The organism is Murimonas intestini, from assembly GCF_024622195.1.
GTDB classification, from domain to species: Bacteria; Bacillota; Clostridia; order Lachnospirales; family Lachnospiraceae; genus Murimonas; species Murimonas intestini.
Window position 1 is genome coordinate 850,192 of the sequence record NZ_JANKBI010000001.1, and the last position, 26,920, is coordinate 877,111.

Consider the following 26,920-nt stretch of genomic DNA (forward strand, 5'->3'; position numbering starts at 1 on the left):
CCTCAGTCCCGTTCTCTATTATATACCTTGGCCTTGACTTCGCTTCTAAATATATTTTACCAATATATTGTTGAGTACCAACCTGACTTTTCTTAATTTGCCATATATAAAATTTTTATTTACCCAGAATCCTGAAACCTAACTATACATCTTCTTCATTCAAAAGTTCCTGAATAATGTATCTTGGCCTCTGCTTAGATTCACTATAAATTTTTCCTACATATTCTCCTACAATGCCCAAACTTAACAATTGAATTCCACCAATCATCCATATAGAGCCAATTAGCGAAGTCCATCCGCTTACAGCAAAGCCTAAAATCTTAGAAATCAATGCATATAATAACATTATTATACTAACAAAAAAAACAGCTATTCCTATATTAATAATTATCTTCATTGGTTTAACACTAAAGGACGTAATACCGTCGAATGCAAACGACAACATCTTTTTCAAAGGATATTTTGACTCACCTGCGAATCTTTCGTGCCGTTCATATTCAACAATTGTAGACGGATAACCAATTTGTGGAACAATTCCTCTTAAAAACAGGTTAACTTCTTTAAATTCTGATAAGCCTTCTAAGGCCCGCTTACTCATCAAGCGATAATCGGCATGATTAAATACAACATCTACACCTAAAACTTTCATAACTTTGTAAAATCCCTCAGCCGTAAATCTCTTAAAAAATGTATCCGTCTTTCTTGATGAACGTACTCCGTATACAATATCGTAACCATTATTAAAGCAGTCTACAAATTTTTCTATAACATTTATATCATCCTGAAGATCAGCATCCAGAGATATAACAGCATCTGCATATTCTTTCGCGGTCATTAGGCCTGCTAAAAGTGCATTCTGATGGCCTCTGTTTCTGCTTAAATTAATCCCCGAAAAAATATTATTCTCATTATGAAGCTTGGAAATGATACTCCATGTCTTATCCTTTGATCCATCATTAACCATACATATTTTGCTTTGCGGTGTTATTTTATTTGTATTCACTAATTTTTGATGAATTTCAAGCAAACGTTTTGCAGTCTCCGGCAAAACTTCTTCCTCATTATAGCATGGTATCACAAGCCATATTGTCTTCATTTATGAATAACCTCTCTTTCTTTTTTATGATGAACTGTAAACATCCAAATCCCCCAGATAACAAATGAAATAATACTTAATGCTATACCTACGTACAACTCCTTAGGTATATATTCGAACAGAATATCATTTGTTCCTTCTTCAACCCTGACAGCAATTAAGCCATTTATATTTATTATGGAAACTTTATTAGCATTTACAGATGCTTGCCAGTTTTCTGAATACGGTACACTAAAAAACGCATACTTTTCTTTATCTGTTGTAATTACTGAACTAAATCCACCCGATGTAACATCGAACTTTTCAGAAGCTTCTATACTATGTTTATTAATATCTACTTCTTTACTGCCTATTTCTATCGCACCATCTATTCCAGCATCATAATGGCGTAATACCTCTTTAACCTGATTTTCATCAGCATCATCAATTACTAATGTCTTTAACATAGCCAAAGCTCTTAAACTTGAATCCAGCTGTAAAAACTCACTTTTAGTCATATACGTATTATATGTGAACCCAATAGGAAGTGTATTATCATCAACATAAACATTGATTGTCTGATTTCCGTTAGTATATTGAGCTTCAGGAGTTCGCCCTTCCCAAAAATCCCCTGTTATAAAATACTTAGCTGATAACAATTCGTTAGTACCTTCAGGCCCCTGAGGACTTTCTGTATGTCTGCCTACTCCTAATGCGTCATAAAACTCAAATATGCCCGGTGAAACAGTACTGCAAAATGATGACCGACTTGGCACATATGCCGCCATACTTCGATTAACATATGTGTTCCAAAAACCATATCTGTAGGGCAGAATATCTTGTTCTAAATCCTGTCCCGTTACCACTACATCATTATAGACTGTCTGTGCACTATTTTGTGAATTGAATCGGTATAAGTGAATATTCAAAGCCGTAGTCCCTATGCAAAAAATACTTATTCCAAAAGTCAATAAATGGAAATACCTTTTTGGTTTTGACTTATAAATCAACATACTGATTATACACCCAGAGCCCCCTATAACAGTAATAAGGTTAAATAATTCTTTCCTATAAATCAAATTTGGCACTGTCTCTGACCAAGGAAAAAACCGAATAAAACAGTATATTACACCAATACTAAGCATAACCCCTACAAAAGGTTTTTTCAACGAATATTTTTCTCTGTTTTCAAGGACCTTCGAAGTAGATAATGCCATCAGCAAGATAGGCATATAATACCAACGTCTATATACTTCAGGTGTAAACATTACAAAAATGTTATTCAAAACCGGTATCAATGCCATCACCAGACAAATATAAAGCATCCTGGTGAGCCAGTCTTTTTTTTGCTTTGCCATATAGGCAATCACAAATAAAATGCCAACCATAGGTAAGTACGCAGCAACGGAATACCAATTTTCTTGAAATACTGTAGATTGGGAAGACATTATTTCTGCTGGAAAAAACAGTGCTTTTAATATCTGTAAATAATCTCGTGTACCAAAAGCTAGTGCGTTTGCCCCCCATAAGTGCTGAGAAGTTCTTGGATTGTTCAAAATGCTCATTATTGAAGGCACAAATAAGACTGCTGCCATTCCAACCCCGAGTATTCCTTCTATAATTGCATTGACTATTTTCTTTACTTGTTTCACATCAGTTAGCAAAAATCTAATTACAAAATAAATTATAACAAATATAACTTCTCCTACAAAGAAAAAATAATTTAATAAAGCATTGATAAATACTGCTAATGCAAAAACACCCTTTTTATCATCCTCTACCATTACTTCTACTCCCAACAGTAGCAGTGGAAATAATGCAACTACATCGTGAAAGTGATAAAACACAAGATTACAAGACTGAAAACCAGAAAATGCATATAGCATAGATCCCAAAACTGCAAATCTTTTATCTTTAACGAAGCGCTGTATATATGCATAAGATGTCACTCCAGCTATAGCATATTTCAAAATATAAATCCACCCTATTAAGAATGGAAATGCTTTAGCTGGAAACACCAACGAAATCCAAAAAAATGGGCTTCCCAGATTATAGAAACTAAATGTCTCTACAAAACTCGAACCTATATCTATATTCCAGTTCCATAAAACTTCACCAGATTTTATGGCATTATTTGCCAACATATTAAACGATATTTCTTGAGCATTGAAGTCGTTTGATAGTGTAAAAAGTCCTTCCCCTTTAAGTATAAAATATATAAAGGCAAGTATTCCACAGCAAAGACTTGCCATAAAGGCACACAAATAGTAATTATTTGTCAAACGTTTTTTCATATTTTTCTTGTCTCCTATTGGTTAAATACATTCGTCAACTTTTAAATTTCCTAACTCGTTAAACTTTGTTTCATTAATATAAATAATCTCTCCATAACACCAACAAGTCTTGACACTTTCTGAATGAACTCATTCATTCTAAATTCCTGTCTGCTTTTGGGAAGAATTGAAATATACCTCATAGGTATAAACTATTATTTATTCTTAAATATTATATATCTTTCTTTAACCATTTTCTCTGTTTTATTCTTCGCGTTAATAAATTAAAATCCACTAAATATGGAAATGCCCTATTAAATATAAGAATATATGGTACGCAAAAAAGCAAAACAACAATAGTAAGCAAAACACTATAAATCGTATAATGACTCATAAAGCTTTCAGGCAAAATCGAATGTAAAAAAATGTCAGACAACCATATCTTTTTCAAAGAAAAATGCACACCCATTATAATCAATGAATTTTTACCTAGAAAACTAAGTAGTTTAGAAGGTTTATTAATTATTGCGAAACAAATTATAACAGCAAATGAACCACTTAGGCTTAATAGTAAATACTGAATAGTAGAAGGCCAATTTACCAATCTCAGATCAACAAACTGACCTGTCATAGTAATCAGAACAACAATAATAACTGTAGTACCTCCCATACCCAAAAATACCTTTTTATTTCGAGAAGATTTCACTCTGCAGATAATATTATAAAGAAGATAACCTACTAGTACGAAAAAAGTAAAGAACAAACTTCTTGATAATATAAGCAGCAACCACATTATAGGGCCTTCCAGGAAAGATTCTACATAGAATTCACCGTAAAACCTCCAAAGCAGGCCTTTCAAGATTACTGCAACCAGAAGAATACAAATACTGCTAACAAAAATCTTTTTCCTACTATTTTCACGAAATATTATTAAAACTGCAATGGACTCTCCTATACATAGTGCAGGCAAAAACCAACATGCATCGTAGCCTAAGGTAAATATCTCCTTTACACGATACCATATAGAAATATTTGTATTCAATGTAATATTATAAAAATATGACTGTATAATTGACAAGGCTCCAAAAACAAAAAAAGGATACATTAATCTTTTAACTAATTTTGTGATTTTTGCAGATAATTTTTCAAACATCCAGTTTTTATTATGCGCCAATAAAATACCAGATACCATGATAAAAATTGGTAAATGCAAATAATAAAGTGTATTATAAAAACGATTAGCACTCCCACAATGCCCCCAAACCACAAAAACAATAGCAATTCCTTTTAAGCAATCTATATATGGTAAATTATCCTTTTCCAATATTCTATCTCCTATTCTCCTACTCTAATTCTTGCTAATCTTATCATGATTTTCATTTTTTATCAACACATTTGCTTTTTTAGCGCAAAACCTAAAAACTACTGGTTACTAAACACGGAATTAACAGCAACACGTTCTGCTCTGTACAGAAACGACAGAAAAACATCTCGCAGAACGATAACTTGTGAATATAAATACTGGTCATTCAGCATTTCTATAGATAGAACTAATGACAGCCCAATAGTCTACACAATGGTTAAGATAACAAAAGGCCCTAATCTTAATATATACGGATACCTAAATTTCTACTGAAGTATCGGCCGACAAAAAAAGGATCGATGAACAACTAGCATAAGAATGATAATATCTTCATATACTATATAAAAGCAGAAAGAAGAATACACTATGAAAACTTTATCCTCAAACCACTATTTTTACATGCGTAACTGGAAAATAATTATATTCCTTCCTACTCGCCAGGCGATGTAAACTAAACGCAAATATATGTCGGATAAATTTCAAACTTTTGGATGGGATCCGGCATATATTTCGTCTGCAATTTCCACACACGATAGGTGCTTTCTTAAGCTATATATTTCTTCTTAACTTTCCGCAGATTTTTCCACAACCATATACTTATATGAAATTCTAATCCCTGGACATTGTCAGAAATAAAATAACACTTATTCACAAATTTAATTGTATTTGGCTCACTCTAATAATCGTATCAGATCAACACATTGTCTCTTCTGTTCTAGTTGGGGATGAACATACAAATTCATCGTCAAATTAATAGATGCATGTCCTAATAGTTCACTGACTATCTTATAGTCAGCTCCCTCTTCTATACACCTTGTCGCAAAAGTATGCCTTAGCCCATGAAAACGAATATATTCTAAATGATTATCCTTTAAAAATTTATCATAATGTTTTCTATACAAACGTGGTTCAATATACTTGGAGGTTCCTGTCAAGACATAATCCTTTTCATCTCCCTGATACCCTATCATTATATTATATAAATCCACTGATATTGGTATAGTTCTGATTGATTTTCTAGATTTGGGAGATGTTATGATTATCTTAGTTGTTCCGCATTGTTCATTTGTCTTAATATACAATCGCTGCAACGTTTTTTGTACTTTAATTAATTTTTTCCCCATATCAATATCTCCCCATTGTAATGCACAAAGTTCTCCCAGTCTAATGCCAGTACAAATACTCATAATGTATCCCAATCTTTCACAATTCATTTCTTTTAAAATCAGGTGTATCATTTTATCCTGAGCCTCATTGGAAAGCACTTGTACTTCCCTCTTATTATCTTCGTGTGGGTACATGAAGCAATGTCCATCAAAAGATTGGCTGGAATTAATGCCGGCATCCCGCAGGCACATTTTGAGTATTATAATCAGATCCTTTATCGTTTTGCATGACAACCCTCCATCCCCGTCTACTCTCCCATTCACAGACCAGTCAGATATAGTTTCCTGAATTATTTTTCTTGTTATTTCATCAATATATAAGTTTCCAAATTCAGGTATTAAATGATTCATAATGGCTAACTTGTAATTTGCGTATGTAGATTCTTTTATATACATCCTTTTACTCTCAACCCATTCTAATGCCCATTCACTAAATATTACCCTCTTCATCTTATAAGTCTCTCCTATTTTATCTGCTGTCAAACATTAAAAAACCAGGTAACATAATGCATACCTGGTCATAAACCTACTTAGTATTTTACTTCAATTTAATTTTCTGCACGATCCTGCTGTATAGTTATGACAATTCTACCAAAACGAGTTCCGGTCGATTTCTTATTCTAAATGGAAATAAACTATTTCCCAGGCCTCTGCTCACTACCATACTTGTCTCTCCCTCTTGATAAATTCCTGAAACATATTTCGGAAAAAAACCTTGATGCGGTGCAAGTAAACCAATGTCTTTTTTTATTCTGAACTGTCCTCCGTGTGCATGTCCCGAAAATATGAGACTCATACCGGTTCTTATATAAATATGAAAGAATTCAGGCCTATGGGATAATAAAATTGTAAAACCTTCCTCTTTGTGTTTCATAACTTTTTTCAGCCTTTGTACAAAATCATAGGAGCTTATTCTATCATAATCCTCTCCTTTACATTTAGGTAAAACATATGGATCATCAATTCCAATAACTGGTATTCTACTTTCCTTCTTCTCTAAATATATCTTTTCATCTTTTAAAACTCTTATGCCTATCCTCCGCATTTCTTGTATAAATATGTCTCCCTTTTTAGCCTCAAACTCATGATTACCCAAAACACAAATTACTGGTGCTATTTTAACTGCTTCTTCCAGATAATCCATTGATCTTTCTATATTAGTATGATTCCTATCTATCATGTCTCCTGTAAGAAATATAACATCTGGCTCCAGCTCCTTTGTCCTTTTAATTAAGTTAACCTGCCTTTTTCCAAACCTCTGACTATGTAAATCTGACACTTGCAGAATCCTATAACCTTTAAAATCCGGCGGGATTTTGCTGTCTCTATAAACTACTTTATTTGTTTCTAAATAATGATTTTCTTTCCACAGCCCTCCTGTTATCAACGCTAAGACCGCTACTGCTCCTTCTATCTTCATATACAACCCTTCTTTTTATTATTGATAGTATTTATTTTAACTACATTCTCATGTTCTGTCCAGATAAACTTATATCTTTGCTGTGACACAGTTTTTTTAACCCTTAAGTTAGTTACTTGAGGAATGAAATGAAAAAGATGGAGGCCGAGTGATGAAGGAAATAAAGCTATTGGATTGTACTCTGCGGGATGGAGGCTATGTGAATGACTGGAAGTTCGGTGCTAACAATCTGGTGAGCATATTTGAACGTCTTGTGAGTTCTGGGGTTGATATCATTGAGGTCGGCTTTCTGGATCAAAGACGGCCCTTTGACAAGGATAGAAGCATTATGCCAGATACGGCCTGCGTCGATAAGATTTATGGAAAAGTGGACAGGAGGGACGCCATGATCGTCGGGATGATTGATTATGGCACCTGTCCTATTGAAAACTTACAGCCCTCTTCAGACAGTTATCTGGATGGCATCAGGGTTATTTTCAAAAAACACCTGATGTATGAAGCGATTGCCTTCTGCCGCCAGGTAAAGGAACTGGGATATAAAGTGTTCACACAGGCCGTGTCTATTACAAGCTACACGGATGAGGAACTGCTGGAATTAGTCGCATTGGTGAATAGCCTCTGTCCTTATGCGGTTTCTATGGTCGATACTTATGGGCTGCTGGAAAAGGAAAATCTCTTGCATTATTTTGACCTGATGGATGAGCATCTCCTTCCAGAAATTGGACTTGGGTACCATTCCCATAACAATTTCCAGCTTGCATATGCGAACTGTAAAGAAATCCTGCGAAGGAATGTACATCGCCTCATTGTCGTTGACGCTACTCTCTATGGCATGGGAAAAAGTGCGGGGAATGCACCGATAGAACTTTTGGGGATGCACCTTAATGAGCAATATCAAAAAAAATATGACATGTGCCAGCTGCTGGAGGCAATTGACGGGAATATCATGCGCATATATCAGGAGACGCCATGGGGCTATAATCTTTTTTTCTATGTTGCAGCGTCCAACCACTGCCATCCAAGCTATGTGAAATATCTTATGGATAAGCACCTGCTTTCTATAAAGTCAGTAAATGAGATTCTTGAAAAGATCAAGCCGGAAAAGAAGCTTCTGTACGATGAGATATATATAGAAGGGTTATATCGTGAATATCAAAGTATTTTTTGTAATGATGTGGATGCCAGAGGGCGCCTCAAGGATGCCTTTAAAGGGAAAAAACTTCTTATTGTAGGGCCTGGCCCGTCAATAGAGCGGGAATCCGAAATGGTCAGGGCATTTATTGAAAGGGAGAAGCCAGTTGTCATTGCAATCAATTATATACCGGATGTCTGTAGCGTGGATTATGTATTCTTGAGTAACCCGCGCCGCTATGTTTATCTGGCCAATACGCTGAAACAGGAAAAGAATCGCGCGGTACAGATAATCGCTACTTCAAATGTGACAAGGAGTTATGACGAGTTCCCTTATGTTCTGGATAATGCACACCTGGTAGACCCAGATGCAGAGATCATGGATAATTCCTTTGTTATGCTCCTGAAGGCATTACGTCAGGAAGGGATTAAGAGAGTAGATTGTGCCGGCCTTGATGGATACACACAGTCTGGGGAAAATTATGCAAACCCTGACATGGAATACTGGTTTTCCCGGCGAAAAGCAGATGAGTTGAACAGCTATGTACGGGAGTATCTCCAGCAGATCAGCTGCAGTATGAAGGTATGCTTCCTCACCTCTTCCCGCTATGAACAGCAGGAGGAGAAGGCATGAGGACATACGATCTTGTGATTTTTGATGTTGACGGGACACTTTTGAATACTACTGAAGGGGTGCTTGCGTCCGTCAATGATACGATTGAAGCATATGACCTGGATCCATTAACGAAGGAACAACTTCTCTCATTTATCGGCCCTCCAATTCAGGATTCCTTTAGGAGGCATTATGGGATTGAGGGTCGCAGACTCCAGGAACTGGCAGATTATTTCAGGGATTCGTACAAAAACAAGAATCTGTTAAAAGCAGTCCCTTATGAAGGGATATATAAATTGTGTGAGGTCTTGATTAAAGAAGGAGCTGCGCTGGCAGTGGCAACCTATAAGCGTGAGGATTATGCCAGAAGCCTGCTCATCCACTTTGGGTTCGACCGTTTTACAGGTATGCTTTATGGCGCCGACAATGAAAACAGGCTGAGGAAAAAAGATATCATAAACAAATGTATAGATACTGCCGGAATAAAGGATCTGGGAAGGGCAGTTATGATAGGTGACAGTGACAATGATGCTATAGGGGCTGCCGGACTGGGGATTGATTTTTTGGGTGTCACTTATGGCTTTGGGTTTAGGAACCAAGAAGAAGTACGTAGATTTCCAGCTATAGGGGCAGCTGACAGCCCGGAGGCAGTTTTAGACTACTTAGTAAGATAAGGAGACAGGCATGAAGCAGAAGATTTCGGATTACATAGCGCATTTTTTGGCAAACCATGGTATACGCCATGTTTTTACTGTAACAGGGGGCGGAGCCATGCATCTGAATGATGCACTTGGGCACCATAAACAGCTGGATTGCATCTATAACCATCATGAACAAGCCTGCGCTATCGCAGCTGAAGGGTATACGAGGTTTTCAGGGAAATTGGCAGCTGTTTGCGTCACCAGCGGTCCTGGGGGAACAAATGCAGTCACAGGGGTACTTGGCGGCTGGCTGGATTCTATCCCGATGTTCATCCTTTCCGGGCAGGTAAAAAGGGAGACCACTATCTGGGCTACTGACCTTCCACTTAGGCAGCTTGGAGATCAGGAATTTAACATTGTGGATTGTGTGAAGCCCATGACTAAATATGCCTGTATGATAACAGATCCATCCAGTATCCGTTATCACCTTGAAAAGGCATTTCACCTCGCATGTACAGGCCGTGGGGGGCCTGTTTGGCTGGATATACCATTAGATATCCAGGCCTCCCTTATAGAGACAGAAGATCTGGAAGGGTTTGACGCCTCTGAGTTGAACAGGCAGGAACAGCCCGCATATAATCCCGCTTTGACGCAGGAAATTCTTAAGAGAATTGAAACGGCAGAGCGTCCGGTGATCCTTGCTGGTACAGGAATCCGTCTGGCGGGAGCACACCAGGAATTTCTCAAGTGTATTGAACATTTAAACATTCCAGTGGTGACAGCCTGGAATGCTCATGATGTACTGTGGAATAGCCATTCGCTTAACTGTGGCCGGCCGGGGACGGTAGGGACAAGAGGTGGGAATTTTATTGTTCAGAATTGTGATCTCCTGCTAGTACTTGGATGCCGGATGAACATCAGGATGGTCAGCTATAATTATCAGGACTTTGCAAGGGATGCCTATAAGATCATTGTTGACATTGATGAAAACGAATTGAAAAAGCCAACCGTACACCCAGATCTGCCGGTTCATGCAGATGTGAAGGACGTAGTGGAGGCTCTCTCAAATGGTACCTATACCTATAATTCAAACCAGAGGGGATGGCTGGAATGGTGCCAATATATCAATAAAAAGTACCCTGCAGCACTGCCAGAATACTATAAACTTGGGAAGCCTCTGAATCCGTATGCCTTCATAAATGAGTTATGTAAAGAGCTGAATGAAAAGGACGTAGTCATTACAGGGAATGGGAGCGCATGTGTAGTAACCTTCCAGGCGGCTGTGATAAAAAAGGGACAGCGCTATTTCACAAATTCAGGGTGTGCAGCTATGGGCTATGGGTTTCCAGCAGCAATCGGAGGCTGTATTGCACACGAAAACAGACGTACAGTCTGTATAGATGGTGACGGCAGTTTCCAAATGAACTTGCAGGAATTACAGACGGTTGTCTATAACCATCTAAACATTAAAATCTTTTATTTAAACAATAATGGATACCATTCCATCCGCCAGACCCAGACAAATCTTTTTAAGCCTCCGCTGGTCGGTGTCTGTGATGGAAATGGTCTGAGCTTTCCGGATGTTAAGAAGCTGGCCTATGCCTACGGGATCCGGTACGTCAGAATTGACAGTCTTAAGGATATCGGCCAGAAGATACAGGAAGTACTGGATGGCGAAGATGCCTGCTTTTGCGAGGTGGTATTGGATCCGAATCAGAGCTTCTCCCCGAAGCTCTCCTCAAAAGTACTGCCAGATGGCAGGATCATATCACCGCCAATCGATGACATGTATCCTTTTTTAGCCAGGGAAGAATATGAAAAAAACAAAGAAATGGTGGTTGAGTAGCATGAGGAATGCAATCCTTACGGGAGGGACAGGAATGCTGGGGCTTGCCCTGACAAGGCTCCTTATCCAAAAAGGCATCCGTGTGGCTGTGCTTGTAAATCCCGCTTCACCCAGAAAAAACAATATCCAGTCGGATCCATTAGTCGAAATGATCGAGTGCGGGCTGTCAGATCTGGGACAGGCCAAGGCCAGGCTAAAGGAAGAGGATTATGATGCTTTTTTCCATTTTGGCTGGGAAGGTACTTTTGGGGATGCAAGAGATGACATGTACCTCCAAACCAGAAATATAAATCATACTTTGGATGCGGTAAAGTTGGCAGCTGAACTGGGGTGCAGCGTCTTTGTAGGTGCAGGATCCCAGGCAGAATATGGGAGGGTCTCAGGAAGGCTGACACCCGACATGAAGACGGAACCTGAGAATGGATATGGCATCGCTAAACTTTGCGCAGGCAGGATGAGCCGCATTGCCTGCCAGAGACAGGGGATGCGGCATATATGGGTGAGAGTTCTAAGTACTTACGGCCCATTTGATGGAATGCATACAATGGTAGCTTCCGGCATTCGCCAGTTGCTTTTAGGGGAGCCTCCCTCTTATACAAAAGGTGAGCAGATGTGGGATTACCTGTACTGTGATGATGCAGCAAATGCATTTTACCTGTCTGCACTAAAAGGCAGAGACGGAGCTGTGTATTGCCTGGGAAGCGGCAAAGCACGTCCTCTGAAAGAATACATTACGGAAATCCGTGATATTGTGAGTCCTGGGGCAGAGATAAGGCTTGGAGAAAGGCCATATGCAAAGGGACAGGTCATGTACCTTTGTGCAGACATAACAGCCTTGAGAGAAGACACCGGTTTTAAACCGGAAACACCCTTTAAAGAAGGGGTTATTGAAACATTACGATGGATTAGGAAGAATGAAGGATTATGAAAAAGATAAGTATGTTGATACCCTGCTATAACGAAGAAGAGAATATCCAGCCGATAAGCCAGGCTGTGGTGGAAGTCTTGGAGACTCAGCTGCCGCAGTATGACTACGAACTTGTCTTTATAGATAACTGTTCTCAGGACCGTACAAGGGAGTATATCAGGAAGGTTTGCAGTGCCAATCATAAGATAAAGGCAATCCTGAACGTAACGAATTTCGGGCAGTTTAACTCTCCTTTCTATGGAATGTGCCAGACGACAGGTGACTGTACAATCACGATGTGCTGTGATTTCCAGGATCCGGTGGAACTGATTCCGCGTTTCGTGGAGGAATGGGAAAAGGGCTATAAGATAGTAAGCGGGATCAAAACAAGCAGTAAAGAGAACCGACTTGTCTATTGGATGCGTTCTATTTATTATAAGATAATAAAAAACATGTCGGAGGTTGAAATGATCGAACATTTCACCGGCTTTGGACTGTATGATACTTCGTTTATTAAACTATTAAGAGAGCTAAAAGATCCCTTGCCATTTATTCGTGGGATAGTTGCAGAGTATGGTTTTAAAAGAAAAGATATTTACTATGAGCAGCCAAAGAGGCGAGCAGGGAAGACAAAGAATAACTTTTATACTCTGTATGATGCAGCAATGCTAAGCATTACATCTTACACGAAGGTGGGGTTGAGGATGGCTACGTTTTTAGGGTTTATATCTTCCATTATTTGCTTTATCATAGCTATAGTTTATCTTGTACTAAAATTGGTACGCTGGAATGATATGGTAATGGGCATGGCGCCCATAGCTATTGGTGTATTTTTGATTGGGTCAATACAGCTATTTTTTATTGGATTATTAGGAGAATATATTTTAAATATAAATAAACGAATAATGAATAGACCACTTGTAGTCGAGGAAGAGCGTATCAATTTTGACGAGGTAGAATAATATGGAAAAGAAAAAATTATATGTATTATATCAAGCAGATGATAACTACGCAGTTTTTATGGGAGTTTCTATACTTTCTTTATTTATAAATAACCAGGATTTAGATATAAATATATATATTCTTGATGCCGGTATTTCAAAGGCAAATAAAATAAAAATTGTTTCAATGGCAAAAAGATACCATCAGAAGATTTTTTTTAAAAGCATGATTTTATTAATGAAAAAATTGCAGGGATTAGCCATTACAAAATATACTGGATTTCGGAAAAACAAAGTTTCATTTTATAAATTATTTTTGGAATATATTCTTCCTCAAGAGATAGACAATATTTTATATATTGATTGCGATACAATTGTTCAAGGAAACTTATATGATCTGACAGAAATCGATATGGCAGATTCTCCTGTGGGAATGGTACAAGATGCTTTAGCAACGAAGGCTTTTAAAAAGAGTATTGGTTTTTCTAATGAAGACAAATATTTCAATTCAGGGGTTATTCTTTTTAATATACAACAATGGATTGATAAAAAATGTCTAGAACGAATTGTAAAACATGCTCAGGAAGGCCATGTTTATGGGACTGTTGACCAGGATTATCTCAATGTCGTCTTAAAAAACGAAATTTTTTCTCTGAAAATTGAGTATAATTTGCAATCGCCTTATTTTATTTATAATTACAATTTTTTTGAAAAAATATTTGTTCATAATCATGATTATTATTCTTTAAATGAAATAGATTCAGGAATTGTAAATCCTAAAATAATACATTTTCTTCGATTCTGTGGAGAGTCTCCATGGCATAAAGATAATCTTCATCCTTGCACAATATATTTTGATGAGTATCTTAAAGAATCAAGTTGGAAAGAATATCAAAAGAAACAATCTGCTAATGACGGATTAATATTCAAGATTGAGAAGCTAATGTATCAAATATTTCCTAGAAATTTATTTTGTATAATTTTTCGTATAGTCCATGATAATATGCTAAATAAGTCTAGAAAGAAAACACACTAGGAGGATTTATTATAAAATGAATATAGCTGTTATAGGTATGGGATATGTTGGATTATCTAATGCAATATTATTATCACAAAATAATATTGTTACGGTTTATGATATAGATTTTAAAAAAATTGAAGCTATTCGGAAAAAACAATCGCCTATAGAAGACAAAGATATAACTTTATATTTACAGACAAAAAAATTAAACATAATAGCAACCACTAATAAATTATCAGCTTTTACAGGACAAGATTATATTATTATTGCTACACCAACAAACTATGATGAGCAAAAGGAATACTTCGATACTTCAACAGTAGAGGAACTATTGACTGAGTTAAATGATTTTAAAAGTACAGCTACAATAATCATAAAATCAACAGTACCCGTAGGTTTTACTTCTATGATGAATTCAAAGTACAAAAATTTACATATTATATTTATTCCAGAATTTTTACGAGAGGGTCAAGCATTACATGATAATTTATATCCTTCCCGTATTGTGATTGGAGAAAAAAGCAAGATAGGAATAAAAATCAGTGAATTGTTAGTATCGGCCGCAGAGAAAGAAGATATACCATTACTCTTTACAGATTCGAGTGAAGCTGAGGCTATAAAACTATTTTCAAATACATACTTGGCTTTGCGTGTATCTTATTTCAATGAATTGGATACATACGCAGAAGTAAAAGGACTAGATCCAAAACAAATAATCGAAGGAATTTGTCTAGACAATAGAATCGGATTTCAATATAATAATCCCTCATTTGGATATGGTGGCTACTGTTTACCTAAAGATACCAAACAGCTAGTGGCAAATTTTGCAGATATTCCAAATGAAATTATTAAATCTATCGTTGAATCTAATAAAACAAGGAAAAAATTTATTGTCAAACAAATTTTAGATACAAGGCCAAAATGTGTAGGGATTTATAGATTAACTATGAAATCAAATTCCGACAATTTTAGATCATCATCTATAATCGATGTTATGCGTGGAATTAAATCGTCTGGGATTAAGGTTATAATTTATGAGCCTGTTCTAGATAGTTTATATTTTGAAAACTGTCTTGTAATCAAGGAGTTGGAAGAGTTCAAACGATTATCTGACATAATAGTGGCTAATCGATGGACGAGTGAATTAAAAGAAGTGTCGGATAAAGTTTATTCCAGAGATTTATATGGAAGAGACTAGTTAATTTAACTAATTCGCTTAAAAAATCATTTTGATTTTTGTACTAAAGAGAAAAAATGACACAAATGCTCTAACATATTTGATAGTTAAAATAATTTTCCAATCATATATATTGAAATTTGATATGTTTCCAAGAATAGCATTATATTGAGTTGGAATCCAATTATAGCTGAATAGTAGGTAGAAATTATATGAAAAAAAAATTAATAATGGTTGACTATATAGGCAATAGTTCTGAAGATGGTAATCCTATTGGTCATCCTATTAAAGTTGCATTAGATAATAAAAAGTTACTAGATGATTTTTGTAAAATTGAATATTTAGCTCCAAACAATTCTAGAAACAAATTAAATTTTGATGGTAAAGGTTTACCATATTATGCGATTAGAGGAAAAAGCGGGTTTTATATGCTAATTAGAAATTATTGGATAGAATTGCTAAATTTGCATAAAGTATTAAAAGTATTTTATGAAAGTAATACGTGGTTCTATAATACGGATTATGTATTATTTTTATGGTTGATTTTTAGAAGAAAAAGCAAAAATAAAGTGCTTTGCTCAACTTACGTTAATATACCAGAAGATCAGCTGGCATTTGTGAAAAAAATAAAAAAGTTATTAATAAGGCTTGCATCGAAAAAAATCGATTTACTTATTTACTCAAATAAAGATTTTAACTGTAAGTATACAAAAACAATATATATGCCAGATTTTCTTTACGATTCTGAAAAGTACTCTAAATATAATACTGATATAAAAAAGTCAAAGGTTATTTCATTAGGAACCATATCTGAAGGTAATAAAGAAATTATAGAAATGATTGAAGCCTTTAATGAAAGTGGCTACCCATTAGAAATTGTAGGTAAGTTTTATGATGAAGATTTATATCATCGTGCGCTAAACATTAAAAAAAATAATGTAATCATAAGAAATGAGTTTATAAATGATGATTTATATTGTTCTCTGTTAGCTGAGTCTAAATACTCAATTTTGCCATATAGAGAAGCTGCTTATAAGCATAAGACGTCAAGTGTTATTCTTGAAAGTGTATTTTTAAAAGCAATACCCATTGCGCCTCAATTTATTTTAGATAAAAATGAAATTTCAGGTATTGGCTATAATTCAATAAGTGAATTAAGTAAAATTAATTTAGATTATGTTGATTGTAATAAATATAATTATAATGAATTAATTAAGAAAAAGTATTTAAAGGCAGGCTATTCGGAACAATTAAAAATTTTTTTAGAGAGAGGAAACGGGTAGTATGCTATTAGTTTTATTCTTAAGTTTTTTAGTATTCTGGAAAATTACAATTGTAAATCCCCCTTCTTTAAGTATGAATGAGGTTCTGGATTATGATTCTTGTTCAATTATAAAGGGGATATTAGCAATTGTTGTTATGAGTGGACATATATCTAAACGTCTAGGTATATTATTTTTTTTGGATAAAGCGGGAGTACTAGCTGTAGGGATTTTTTTCTTTCTATCCGGATATGGATTAATGAAAAAATATTCCGAAAAAAAATTAACGGTATCAAATTTTTTGTTTAGAAGATATCTTCTTATTTTAATTCCATGCAGTGTTGCATATATACTAATAGTTTTATTAAATATGATTTTACAAACCGGAAAATATACTTCACTTAAGAATGTTTTAGGAGTTGGAATAAGCCAATTTATAAATTGGTATATTTTAGTTATACTATTTTTGTATACAGTGTTTTTTATATCATTTAAAATAATTAAAAATAACCGAAATAGAATTTTATTTACTTGTATTATTACGTTTTTATTTATGTTGCTAGGATATTTTCTTCATATAAACAGGGTATATTGGGGGGGCGCTTTTTGTTTTAGTCTCGGGATGGCTTTTAAAGAATATGCTCCAATGATTATGAAAATCACAAAAAAATTTTATTGGTATATTTTGTTGGCTGTATTACTGATTTTATGTGTATCATGTATTATATTTTTTTCACTTAATCAGTACAGTTTTATTGGAGATTTTGTAAGCAGAAATATTGCTACTCTAATGTCTGCCATCTTATGTTACTTATTTTTATACAAAATAAAGCCTAAAAATTTTCTTAATCTTATAACAGCTAAATTGTCTTATGAAATCTATATAGTACATGTTAGTATGTTAGATTTATTTCAATTTTCTTGGCTGAAAATTGATTCTTCAATATTTTATATATGTGCTGTTATTTTAAGTTCTCTTTTTTTAGCTTATGTTATTCATAATATATGTATAGTTATATTTAAAAAAATCGGTTTTAAATAAGGAGAGTAGAATATGAAAAATATTTCTAAAACTAGTCTAATTAAAATATGGTTGCAAATATTTTTTATATTATTGACAATGTACTTATTTATATTGTCTTCAATTATTTCAACAGGGGGAATTCATTGGTATACTAAGAGAAAAATAGTTTTATTTGTTGTATTTTCAATTGGAATCTTTTTTTGTCTTATCAAGATTATAAAACTTAAATTTTTTTCACTACCAAAAATATTTAAATTTATTAAAAATAATATATGTTTACTGCTAATTGTTTTTATTGCCTTGTTAATTCGAATTCCACAACTTGGAACAATGCCAAAGTGGGATGCTCAGGCATATTATAACTTTTTATCTAAAGCTTGTGAAAGCATAAATTTTACTGTTTCTAATTTTATTAATAATTTTAGTTTAGCTGCTCACTCTTCCATAGCCTATGCTAGTCTTAGCGCTATTTTAGAATTTATTGCACCAAATACTGTATGGTCTGTTCAGATTTTCCAGTTAATATTAGCACTTACTCTAGTCATTGGAATATATAGCGTATTAAAGTTTAAGTTAAAGCTAGATAGTGGGTATGCTGCAATATTTTCTTTATGTGTCACATCTACACCGCTTTTTTTAGGAACTTATAGCTATTATCAATTAGATTATGGTTTGGCAGTTTTTTTAATATTGGTGATGGTATGTCAAATAAATAAATTATATTTATTGACAGGATATTTTTCGATAATCTTGACTCAAACTAAAGAAGTTGGCACAATACTTCTTGCTGGATATCTTATAGGGTTAATTGTTAGTCAACTTGTTTGTAATAAAAAAATAATGCCCAAAAAAATAATAACTGTCATTCGAAATCCGGAAATTTATATTATAGGAGGAGCTACTTGTTTAGGTGGGCTATATCTGATATACACTTTGTTTATTAAAAAAAGCGGTTGGAACTTGGATAGTAGTTCAAATACTCCGGGGTATTTTTCCTTTGACGGAGAATATATATTATTTAAGTTATGGCAAATTTTTTCAGCCAATTTTTTATGGATTGCATGGATTATTATAGTAGTATGTATTGTTTATTTAGTAATTACTCATAAATTAATTACTAATTTTAAAGGTATTGTTGGATTGGTTGGGAGTGTTTTAGCTTTTATTATTTTTTCTGTGATTTTTGTAACTTACCCTCTTATTAGGTATAATATTGTAATCGAAATACCTATTTGGATAATAGCATTATTTCTACTAACACAATGCTTAAAGAAATGTTTTAGAAAAATGTTTTTGATTCTATTATCGATACTTTTTTGTATACAAGCGTATATTACCATTGACCCAGTTATGCTATCTACCTATCAAAAAGTAGAAACAGGGGGGGGGAGACTCGTATTGTCAGATATAAAAGAAACAACTTATTTTGGTGACTATATGGTTTATAATTATCAATATTCGTATGTAGATAGAGGATTAAGAAATATTATGGCTGATTGTAATTTTGACCGAAACATGGACATTATTTTATTTGATAATCCCTCAGCTTTGTTTATTGGTGGGTATCCCGGCGAAAATTTTAAACCTATTTATTGGAATCAGATTGATAAAAAATTTTCTTTTATACAATCTGAAAGTACACTTTCACTAAACACAATATCAAATCACGATCTAGATAATTTATTTAAGAATAACCTCTTAAAAGAAAAAGCAATAGTGATTTTGCCTCCATATTATAAATATAATGTAGATGAAATTAAATGTACACTTTCCAACTATTACACAAATATTCAGGATCATGTAGTATCTGTTGGCTTATATGGAACAATGTTATATTTGTCTATGGATTTATCATAATAAGGAGTTACTTCATGTTAGCAAATGCATTTTATAATGTTCTTTATCAAATAGCTACTCTTCTTATGCCAATTATAACAACACCTTATATTTCAAGAATTTTGGGCCCCGAAGGGATAGGAGAATATGTTTTGGGTGATACGTATTCTCAATATTTTATTTTGATTGGCAGTTTAGGGCTTGCTCTATATAGTTCAAGGGAAATTGCCTATGTACGTGATAATGATGATTTATTAAGAAAAACTTTTTGGGAGTTAGTATTGATACGTATTCCTCTAGTAGGTACAGCTTCTATTATTTATTTTGTTATATTTTTTGTGTTTGGGGTCAAAGAAAGTTATGTTAATAAAATATTTTTAATTAACATAATCAGCTCAATATTTGATATTTCGTGGTTCTTTATTGGTATTGAAGATTTTAAAAAGAGAGCATTAAAAAGTGTCATTATAAAAATTTTAGCCGTTGTTTGTGTCTTTTTTCTAGTGAAACAAGCTAATCATGTCTGGTTATATGCGTTAATCATTTGTAGTGGAAATTTACTGGGACAGCTAGTTATGTGGCCAGATCTTCCCACTAATATAAGGCGAATTAGTAAGCTTACTCTTTGTTCTTTTAAAAGACATTTTAAAGGATCACTTTCGATCTTTGCATCAATAATTATAATTAGAATCTATACATTATTTGATCGACTAATGCTAGGGGAAATGGCAAATAATAGTTCCGTAGCCTTTTATGATAATTCACAAAAAATAATTAGAGGAATTGCTACATTATTAACAGCTAGTATACAAGCAATTACACCAAGATTAGCAAATTATTATATTAATAAGCAGGAAAAAGAATTTCAAAATAATAACTATAATGTATTTAGAATTGTTAATATGTTAGGTTTTCCTCTGTGTATGGGATTAATTGGTATAGCAAATACATTTTCTGTCTGGTATTATGGTGAAAAATTTATGGGAATAAATTTGTTATTAATAGTGGGGGCACCAACAATAATCTCACTAGGATGGACGGGGGTGTTTAGTAATAATATATTAATTTCTACGGGAAAACAGCGAGTTTTAACAATAGCTGTTTTTGTAGGCGCATTGACAGATGTTGTTTTAAATTTATTTTTTATTTCTAAATATAAATCTCTGGCTGCAACATTGTCAACATTAGCGGCCGAAATAATAGGTTTATTGATCATGCTTTATGGAGTTAGAAAAATCTTACCAATAAAACCATTTTTTACAGGCTCACTTAGATATCTATTTTTATCTCTTTGTATGGGGATGTTTGTATATTTTATTGGATTTCTTTTGCCGATAAGCATATTATCAACCTTAATACAGGTGCTATGTGGAGGGTTTTTTTATATTTTAGGATTGATTTTGCTGAAAGATAGCGTTTTTTTCGATTTAATATATAAATTAAAACAATTTCGAAAAAAGTAATATGTATTAATATTTAGTCTTTAAGATAAAACTAAAAAGAAAATACTCTTCATTTAAATATTATTTTATTTTGCTATGCTAACTGTTTAGAATTCAACGGATAAGAAACCAATAGTATAAAGGAGAGATTTAAGATGAACAGAGAAATGTTTTTAGCACAAAGCTACAGAGATGCTTGGTCTGACTATGATTATACATGTAAGAATCATGATGCCTCAAGGTGGGATTGGGTTATAATTACAGCTTCAAATACAAAACAGGCTGAAGCTTACCAGCTACAGATAGATAAACGAATCAAAGAAAGTTGCTTGCCTTCAAATATAAATTTTGTAATTATTCCGGATTTAAATAATGAAAGGATTGGTTCAGGAGGGGCTACTTTAAATGTTTTATATTATCTTGCTGACAAACTTGGTATTGAAAATGTAAAAAAGCAGAAAATTCTTTTGTTACATTCTGGCGGGGACAGTAAAAGGATTCCTCAATACTCTGCTTGTGGAAAATTATTTGCTCCAGTGCCACGTGTCCTTCCTAATGGAAAAAAGGCAACAATATTTGATGAATTGCTAATTTCAGTGTCAGGAATTCCTGCTCGAACAGGAGCTGGAATGTTAGTTTTACCTGGGGACACGGAGGTTCTTTTCAATCCATTACAATTGGATTTAGCAGCATGCGATGCAGCAGGATTATCAATAAAAGCAAGTATTGAATCAGGAACAGAGCATGGTGTTTTTCTTCAGGGAAATGAATCTTTTGACAAGCGTAACAAAAATGTTTCTAAGTTCTTACATAAACAATCAGAAGTTGTTTTGAGAACAGCGGGAGCCGTTGATTCATATGATAAAGTTGATGTCGATACAGGATGTATATGGCTTGGGAGCAAAATTATTAATGCCTTATTAGAGCTCATATGTATAAACAATAAGCTTTCCGAAACGACTTTTAAGAAATTTGTCAATCCAAAAGTATGCTTAAGTTTTTATGCAGACTTTCTTTATCCAATGGCAGATGAAAGTACCTTAGAATCATACTATAAAGAAACACCTGAAAATGTATTTTCAAATGAATTGAAGGAATGTCGGACAGCCATTTGGGAAAAACTCCATACGTTCCATCTTTCTCTAGTAAAAATGCTTCCAGCAGAATATATACATTTTGGAATGACACATGAAATGTATGATTTGTTAGTGCATGATATTCCAAAATATTATTCTCTTGGATGGAATAAAAGAATATTAACCAATGCCGTTAGTGGAACTGTGATAAATTCATATGTGGATGAATCTACAGTATTGCTTGAAGATTGCTTTATTGAAGATTGTGTAATTGGGAAAAACTGTCATATAGGTAGTGGCAGTATACTGTCAGGGATTGAAATAGATAACATTGAAGTGCCACAAAATATAGTTCTTCATGCGCTGAAACTGAATAATAGTAAGTATGTTTGCCGAATTTATGGGCGTAATGATAATCCCAAAAGTTCAAAAACAGATACTTTTTTACAAAGTAGTTTAGTTAGGCTTATGGAAAAAAATGGACTGGATAATTCTGACTTATGGGATACCCCTGCAGCATCTATTTGGAATGCAAAGATATATTGTGAGTGTGATACCTTGAAAGAGTCAATAAATATGGCACTCTGTCTTTACAGAATTATGAATGAAACGGCATCCATTGAAGAATTTAATAAATGGAAAGCATGTGTTCATTATAGCTTGAAGGATAGTTTTGGAGAAGCAGACGTTTCTGCTATTCTAAAAAGACAAGACGATATCGAACAGCTGGTACGGATTAAAAAGTGTATTTTATCGTTGGACGGAAATAAACCAATGATCAATGCAATTAGTGAATTAGGAACCCCTATTGCTCCAGATATGTTCAAATCCTTGCTTGAATATGCAAGTATATCATCATTTCCCTTAAATATGAGAATCTATTTATTGCTTTCTACGCTATGTAAACAATTAAATCATACTATTAGCGGATTAAATTTTATAAACTTGGAAGATAAATCTTACGAAATCATCAGAAATGAAATAATCAAAGCAACGATGGAAAAACATAGTTTTCTATTTAAACAGGCAAAATTTGTACATGAACAGGTAACTTGTCAATTGCCTGTACGGGTAAATTTTTGTGGAAGTCCATCTGATGCGGCACCATACTGTTTAGAACATGGTGGGACAATGTTAGATGGTGCTCTGTTATTAAAAGGAAAGCTTCCTGTATCTGTGACTGTAAAACATTTAGAAAAACCAGTAGTTGTCTTTGAAAGTATTGACCAGGGCGAAATAGTAGAAATCTCTGAAATAAGCTGTATTAGAAATTGTAATAACTTATTTGATAAATTTTCTCTTCACAAAGCAGTTCTTGTGGCTTGTGGATTAATTCCAACCTTGGATAATGGACAGAGTTTACAAGATATTTGCAAGATAATAGGTGGCGGTTTAAAGATTAGCACGTCTGTAGATGTCCCAAAAGGTTCAGGCCTAGGTACTAGTAGTATTATTGCAGCTGCATGTATAAAGGCGCTTAATCAGATTCTAAACCAGGACGTAAGTGATGAATGTATATATTCGCAAGTCTTTTTAGCCGAACAGTTGATGTTAACCGGAGGGGGATGGCAGGATCAGGTGGGTGGTCTAAAAAAAGGGCTTAAATACTTTACATCTAAACCAGGATTATATCAAAAAATTGGTGTTGAATATTTAGATTTAGAAAAAAATGTATTCGAAGAATTAAACCAAAGGTTTGCATTGATTTTTTCAGGGCAACGAAGATTGGCAAGAAATGTACTGCATGAAGAAATGAATCAATGTATTAGGAATGATGCTGAAGCTATGAAATCAATTTCCAAAATCAGAGAGTATTGTGCATTAATGAAATATAATCTTGAAAAAGGCGATGTTACAGCTTTTGCACATTACATTACGAAGCAGTTCGAATTAGTAAAGTGTTTAGATAAAGGAGCTTCAAATACATGTATTGAATATATCTTTAATGTATGTGATGATTTGATTGACGGAAAATCTATTTGTGGTGCTGGCGGTGGAGGTTTTCTTCAAGTTATATTAAAAAAAGGTATAACGAAAGAACAATTAAAAATACGTATTGAAGAAGAATTTAGCGACTGTGGAGTAGAAGTATGGGATTGCCAGCTAATATAGATAGTAGGTGGATAAATGAAAAAGTACGAAATGGCGAAAGAAGTGTTTGAAAAAGAAATTGAAGCACTTAAAAATATTTCTTATAATTTGGATGAGGTCTTCGACAAAATGCTAGAAGCGATAATTGCCTGTCAGGGGAAAGTAGTTTTTATTGGAATGGGAAAAAGTGGCCATATTGCAGGTAAAATGGCTGCTACTATGTCAAGTTTAGGGACATGTGCTATTTCAATTCATCCTGGGGAATGCATGCATGGCGATTTAGGAATGATTCAAAAATCAGATGTTGTTGTTTTAATTTCATATTCAGGAGAAAGTGATGAGATACTACGGATTATCCCAAGTATAAATATTATTGGTGCAAATATATTAGGCATTACTTGCAATCGCAATTCTTCTTTGGCAAAAGCTTGTAAGATAGTGCAAGTTTTCGAAAATGTTAAAGAAGCTTGCCATATGGGATTAGCTCCTACTACCTCAACAACAGTAGTATTAGTATATGGAGATGCATTGGCAGTGACAGCAGCAAGGTTGAAGGGATTTGATAAAAAAGAGTTTGGAGTATTTCATCCTGCTGGGTCTTTAGGAAAAAGGTTAACTGTACGCTCAATTGACTTGATGCATGGAATACATGATGAACATAATATCAATGAGAACACAACATTAACAGATGCATTGATTGCTATTTCTGAAAGTGATACGGATTTATTAACCGTCGTAAATGAACAAGGTAAACTAATTGGTATCGTAACAAATGGTGATTTAAAACGTAAAATAAAAGAAAATGTGGATATATACGTGGATACTGTTAAGGATCTTATTCATTTTTATCCGTATTTTGTAGATGTCTCATCTATGGCAGTGGAGGCCTTAAAAATTATGGAAGATAATGGTATTCATTCACTGCCAATTGTTAAAGAAGAACATCCTATCGGTGTGGTTGAAAAAAGGGACATATTAAAAATAGGTATTTATCTGTAGGAGATTATTAATCATGAAGTTTAAATTGCTTGCTTTAGACTTAGATGGCACATTGACAAACTCCCGAAAAGAGGTTTCAAATGAGAATAAAATAGCGATTAAAAAGGCTATAGATAATGGGGTAAAAATAGTATTAGCTTCCGGCAGACCAGTTATAGGAATGCAAAAAGTTGCTGAAGAATTAGAATTAGTCAAATATGGGGGATATATATTAGCCTATAATGGTGGCCATATCATAGAGTGTAAATCAGGAAAAACTATTATTAAGGAAACAATCCCTTTTGAATATTATCACGATATATGCGAATGTGGGAAAAAATTTGGTGCACATACGCTAACTTACAATGAAAAAGGGATTATTGCTGAAAACGATGAATCTAGTTATGTAAGAAAAGAAGCCTATAATAATTCCATATTAATTACCAAGGTAAATAACTTAGAGTCTGTTATAAAAGAAGCCATAGTAAAATTTATGATTGTAGGTGATCCACTAAAATTAAAAGAAACATATTATTATATCCAAGATTTATTTAAAAATAAATTAAATGTGTTTTTTTCTGAACCATACTTTTTAGAAATTACTCCATTAGGCGTGGAAAAAGCAGCATCATTAGCAAAGCTACTTAAATACCTAACAATAGATAGAGAAGAACTGATTGCCTGCGGTGATGGTCTAAATGATATATCTATGTTGAAGTATGCAGGATTCGCTGTTGCAATGGGAAATGCTTACAAAGAGACAAAGGAATGTGCAGATTACATAGTAGCTACCAATGAAAAAAATGGTGTTGCGGAGGCAATTGAAAAATTTATACTATAACATTAACGATGGTGTAAAAATTTCTGCACCTTTGAAAAACAATTTTTTTCTGGCTGTTCATCTAGAAAAACTGCTTTTTTGATAAATTAGTTTACTAGTCTAAAAATATGATTATTCAATAACAGGATAAAGTGGCTTTAGCTTAATCCTCAATGTCATTTAGATAAGCTTTCAAGATATATGGTTAGATTCCAAAATAAAGGGGTCTAACCATTTTTTTAATTTAACTATTGACATATCACCTCAAGTGTGCGGCCGCTCTCGTTAACGATTGTTTTTCGGTAACGAGAGCGGCCCATGGTAAACGCCAAATAGCAAGTACCTTGACATTTTTGAATATTCTCGTGCGGGAGTACCGCTGTTCCGGAGGAACGGAAACCGCCAATCTGGCGGCAGGAAACCGTTGTTCCGGGACAGGGATACCTCACTTAATTGATTTTTACCTGCGAGTTTACTCGCTTAATGCCGGATCTAACCCATATACTTCCCGCATGGATCTGTAATTCGTAGGATCTGTCGGGATGATGTTGATCTTGTATGCATCATGTTTGATGCGATCCAGGATTGCTTCCGAAAGAGGGCTGTCATCTCCACCCAACTGATCATACCAGCCATTGGAATCATACTGCGAGCAGAAGATGGTAGATGACTTCCTGCGTCTCCTATGGAGAAGTTCCAGAATGTCATGCTGTTCGGACTCGGTAGGTTTCAGCAGGAGCCATTCATCGATGATCAGCAGGACTGGATTGGCATATTTACTTTGGACTTTCTTATATGTGCCGTCATTACGTGCCAT

At 34.3% G+C, this 26,920-nt stretch carries 20 protein-coding genes; 14 read left to right on the forward strand and 6 right to left on the reverse strand.

What is annotated here, in order from left to right:
- Nucleotides 1–142 precede the first annotated feature (142 nt).
- The 5 genes from NSB28_RS03885 to NSB28_RS03905 all read right to left on the reverse strand — a co-directional run bounded on the left by NSB28_RS03885 (nucleotide 143) and on the right by NSB28_RS03905 (nucleotide 7,297).
- Complete coding sequence (locus NSB28_RS03885; RefSeq protein ID WP_109624106.1) at nucleotides 143–1,096, reverse strand: glycosyltransferase family 2 protein; 954 nt, start codon at nucleotides 1,094–1,096, stop codon at nucleotides 143–145.
- The gene (locus NSB28_RS03890; protein WP_109624105.1) at nucleotides 1,093–3,369 is read right to left on the reverse strand and encodes a YfhO family protein; all 2,277 of its coding nucleotides are present in this window, start codon (nucleotides 3,367–3,369) and stop codon (nucleotides 1,093–1,095) included. Before NSB28_RS03890 ends, NSB28_RS03885 begins: the two co-directional genes overlap by 4 nt.
- 211 nt (nucleotides 3,370–3,580) lie before the next feature.
- Nucleotides 3,581–4,672 (reverse strand): acyltransferase family protein, encoded by a 1,092-nt coding sequence (locus NSB28_RS03895; RefSeq protein ID WP_187374111.1) that lies wholly within the window; start codon nucleotides 4,670–4,672, stop codon nucleotides 3,581–3,583.
- A gap of 710 nt (nucleotides 4,673–5,382) precedes the next feature.
- Nucleotides 5,383–6,327 carry a site-specific integrase gene (locus NSB28_RS03900; RefSeq protein ID WP_109624103.1) on the reverse strand — a complete coding sequence of 315 codons (945 nt, stop codon included), beginning with the start codon at nucleotides 6,325–6,327 and terminating at the stop codon, nucleotides 5,383–5,385.
- A 127-nt stretch (nucleotides 6,328–6,454) separates the two neighbouring features.
- Nucleotides 6,455–7,297 (reverse strand): metallophosphoesterase, encoded by an 843-nt coding sequence (locus NSB28_RS03905; protein ID WP_109624102.1) that lies wholly within the window; start codon nucleotides 7,295–7,297, stop codon nucleotides 6,455–6,457.
- Nucleotides 7,298–7,448: 151 nt separating this feature from the next.
- Between NSB28_RS03905 and NSB28_RS03910 the strand changes: the two genes are divergently transcribed.
- The 14 genes from NSB28_RS03910 to NSB28_RS03975 all read left to right on the forward strand — a co-directional run bounded on the left by NSB28_RS03910 (nucleotide 7,449) and on the right by NSB28_RS03975 (nucleotide 26,124).
- Nucleotides 7,449–9,062, forward strand: coding sequence for an aldolase catalytic domain-containing protein (locus NSB28_RS03910; protein ID WP_109624101.1), 1,614 nt, complete (start codon nucleotides 7,449–7,451; stop codon nucleotides 9,060–9,062).
- Nucleotides 9,059–9,715, forward strand: coding sequence for an HAD hydrolase-like protein (locus NSB28_RS03915; RefSeq protein WP_109624100.1), 657 nt, complete (start codon nucleotides 9,059–9,061; stop codon nucleotides 9,713–9,715). The genes NSB28_RS03910 and NSB28_RS03915 overlap by 4 nt, the downstream gene beginning before the upstream one ends.
- Nucleotides 9,716–9,725: 10 nt before the next feature.
- On the forward strand, nucleotides 9,726–11,528 hold the full coding sequence (locus tag NSB28_RS03920) for a thiamine pyrophosphate-binding protein (RefSeq protein WP_109624099.1): 1,803 nt from the start codon (nucleotides 9,726–9,728) through the stop codon (nucleotides 11,526–11,528).
- A 1-nt stretch (nucleotide 11,529) separates the two neighbouring features.
- Nucleotides 11,530–12,456, forward strand: a complete 927-nt coding sequence (locus NSB28_RS03925) for an NAD-dependent epimerase/dehydratase family protein (RefSeq protein WP_109624098.1) — start codon at nucleotides 11,530–11,532, stop codon at nucleotides 12,454–12,456.
- Nucleotides 12,453–13,397 carry a glycosyltransferase family 2 protein gene (locus NSB28_RS03930; RefSeq protein ID WP_109624097.1) on the forward strand — a complete coding sequence of 315 codons (945 nt, stop codon included), beginning with the start codon at nucleotides 12,453–12,455 and terminating at the stop codon, nucleotides 13,395–13,397. The genes NSB28_RS03925 and NSB28_RS03930 overlap by 4 nt, the downstream gene beginning before the upstream one ends.
- A gap of 1 nt (nucleotide 13,398) precedes the next feature.
- Nucleotides 13,399–14,412, forward strand: a complete 1,014-nt coding sequence (locus tag NSB28_RS03935; protein ID WP_109624096.1) for a glycosyltransferase family 8 protein — start codon at nucleotides 13,399–13,401, stop codon at nucleotides 14,410–14,412.
- A 16-nt stretch (nucleotides 14,413–14,428) separates the two neighbouring features.
- Complete coding sequence (locus tag NSB28_RS03940; protein ID WP_109624095.1) at nucleotides 14,429–15,595, forward strand: nucleotide sugar dehydrogenase; 1,167 nt, start codon at nucleotides 14,429–14,431, stop codon at nucleotides 15,593–15,595.
- 191 nt (nucleotides 15,596–15,786) lie between these two features.
- Nucleotides 15,787–16,857: a hypothetical protein gene (locus tag NSB28_RS03945; protein ID WP_109624094.1), complete on the forward strand. Its 1,071-nt coding sequence runs from the start codon at nucleotides 15,787–15,789 to the stop codon at nucleotides 16,855–16,857.
- Nucleotide 16,858: 1 nt separating this feature from the next.
- Nucleotides 16,859–17,878: an acyltransferase family protein gene (locus tag NSB28_RS03950; protein ID WP_109624093.1), complete on the forward strand. Its 1,020-nt coding sequence runs from the start codon at nucleotides 16,859–16,861 to the stop codon at nucleotides 17,876–17,878.
- Nucleotides 17,879–17,890: 12 nt separating this feature from the next.
- Nucleotides 17,891–19,717, forward strand: coding sequence for a hypothetical protein (locus tag NSB28_RS03955; protein WP_109624092.1), 1,827 nt, complete (start codon nucleotides 17,891–17,893; stop codon nucleotides 19,715–19,717).
- 14 nt (nucleotides 19,718–19,731) lie between these two features.
- On the forward strand, nucleotides 19,732–21,159 hold the full coding sequence (locus tag NSB28_RS03960) for an oligosaccharide flippase family protein (RefSeq protein WP_257497444.1): 1,428 nt from the start codon (nucleotides 19,732–19,734) through the stop codon (nucleotides 21,157–21,159).
- Nucleotides 21,160–21,293: 134 nt separating this feature from the next.
- Nucleotides 21,294–24,326, forward strand: coding sequence for a fucose pyrophosphorylase domain-containing protein (locus NSB28_RS03965; RefSeq protein ID WP_109624090.1), 3,033 nt, complete (start codon nucleotides 21,294–21,296; stop codon nucleotides 24,324–24,326).
- Nucleotides 24,327–24,341: 15 nt separating this feature from the next.
- Nucleotides 24,342–25,304 carry a KpsF/GutQ family sugar-phosphate isomerase gene (locus NSB28_RS03970; protein ID WP_109624089.1) on the forward strand — a complete coding sequence of 321 codons (963 nt, stop codon included), beginning with the start codon at nucleotides 24,342–24,344 and terminating at the stop codon, nucleotides 25,302–25,304.
- Nucleotides 25,305–25,317: 13 nt separating this feature from the next.
- Nucleotides 25,318–26,124 (forward strand): Cof-type HAD-IIB family hydrolase, encoded by an 807-nt coding sequence (locus NSB28_RS03975; RefSeq protein WP_109624088.1) that lies wholly within the window; start codon nucleotides 25,318–25,320, stop codon nucleotides 26,122–26,124.
- 451 nt (nucleotides 26,125–26,575) lie between these two features.
- Here NSB28_RS03975 and NSB28_RS03980 read toward each other — a convergent pair.
- The coding region (locus NSB28_RS03980; RefSeq protein WP_257517585.1) for an ATP-binding protein at nucleotides 26,576–26,920 on the reverse strand (345 nt) is incomplete at its 5' end.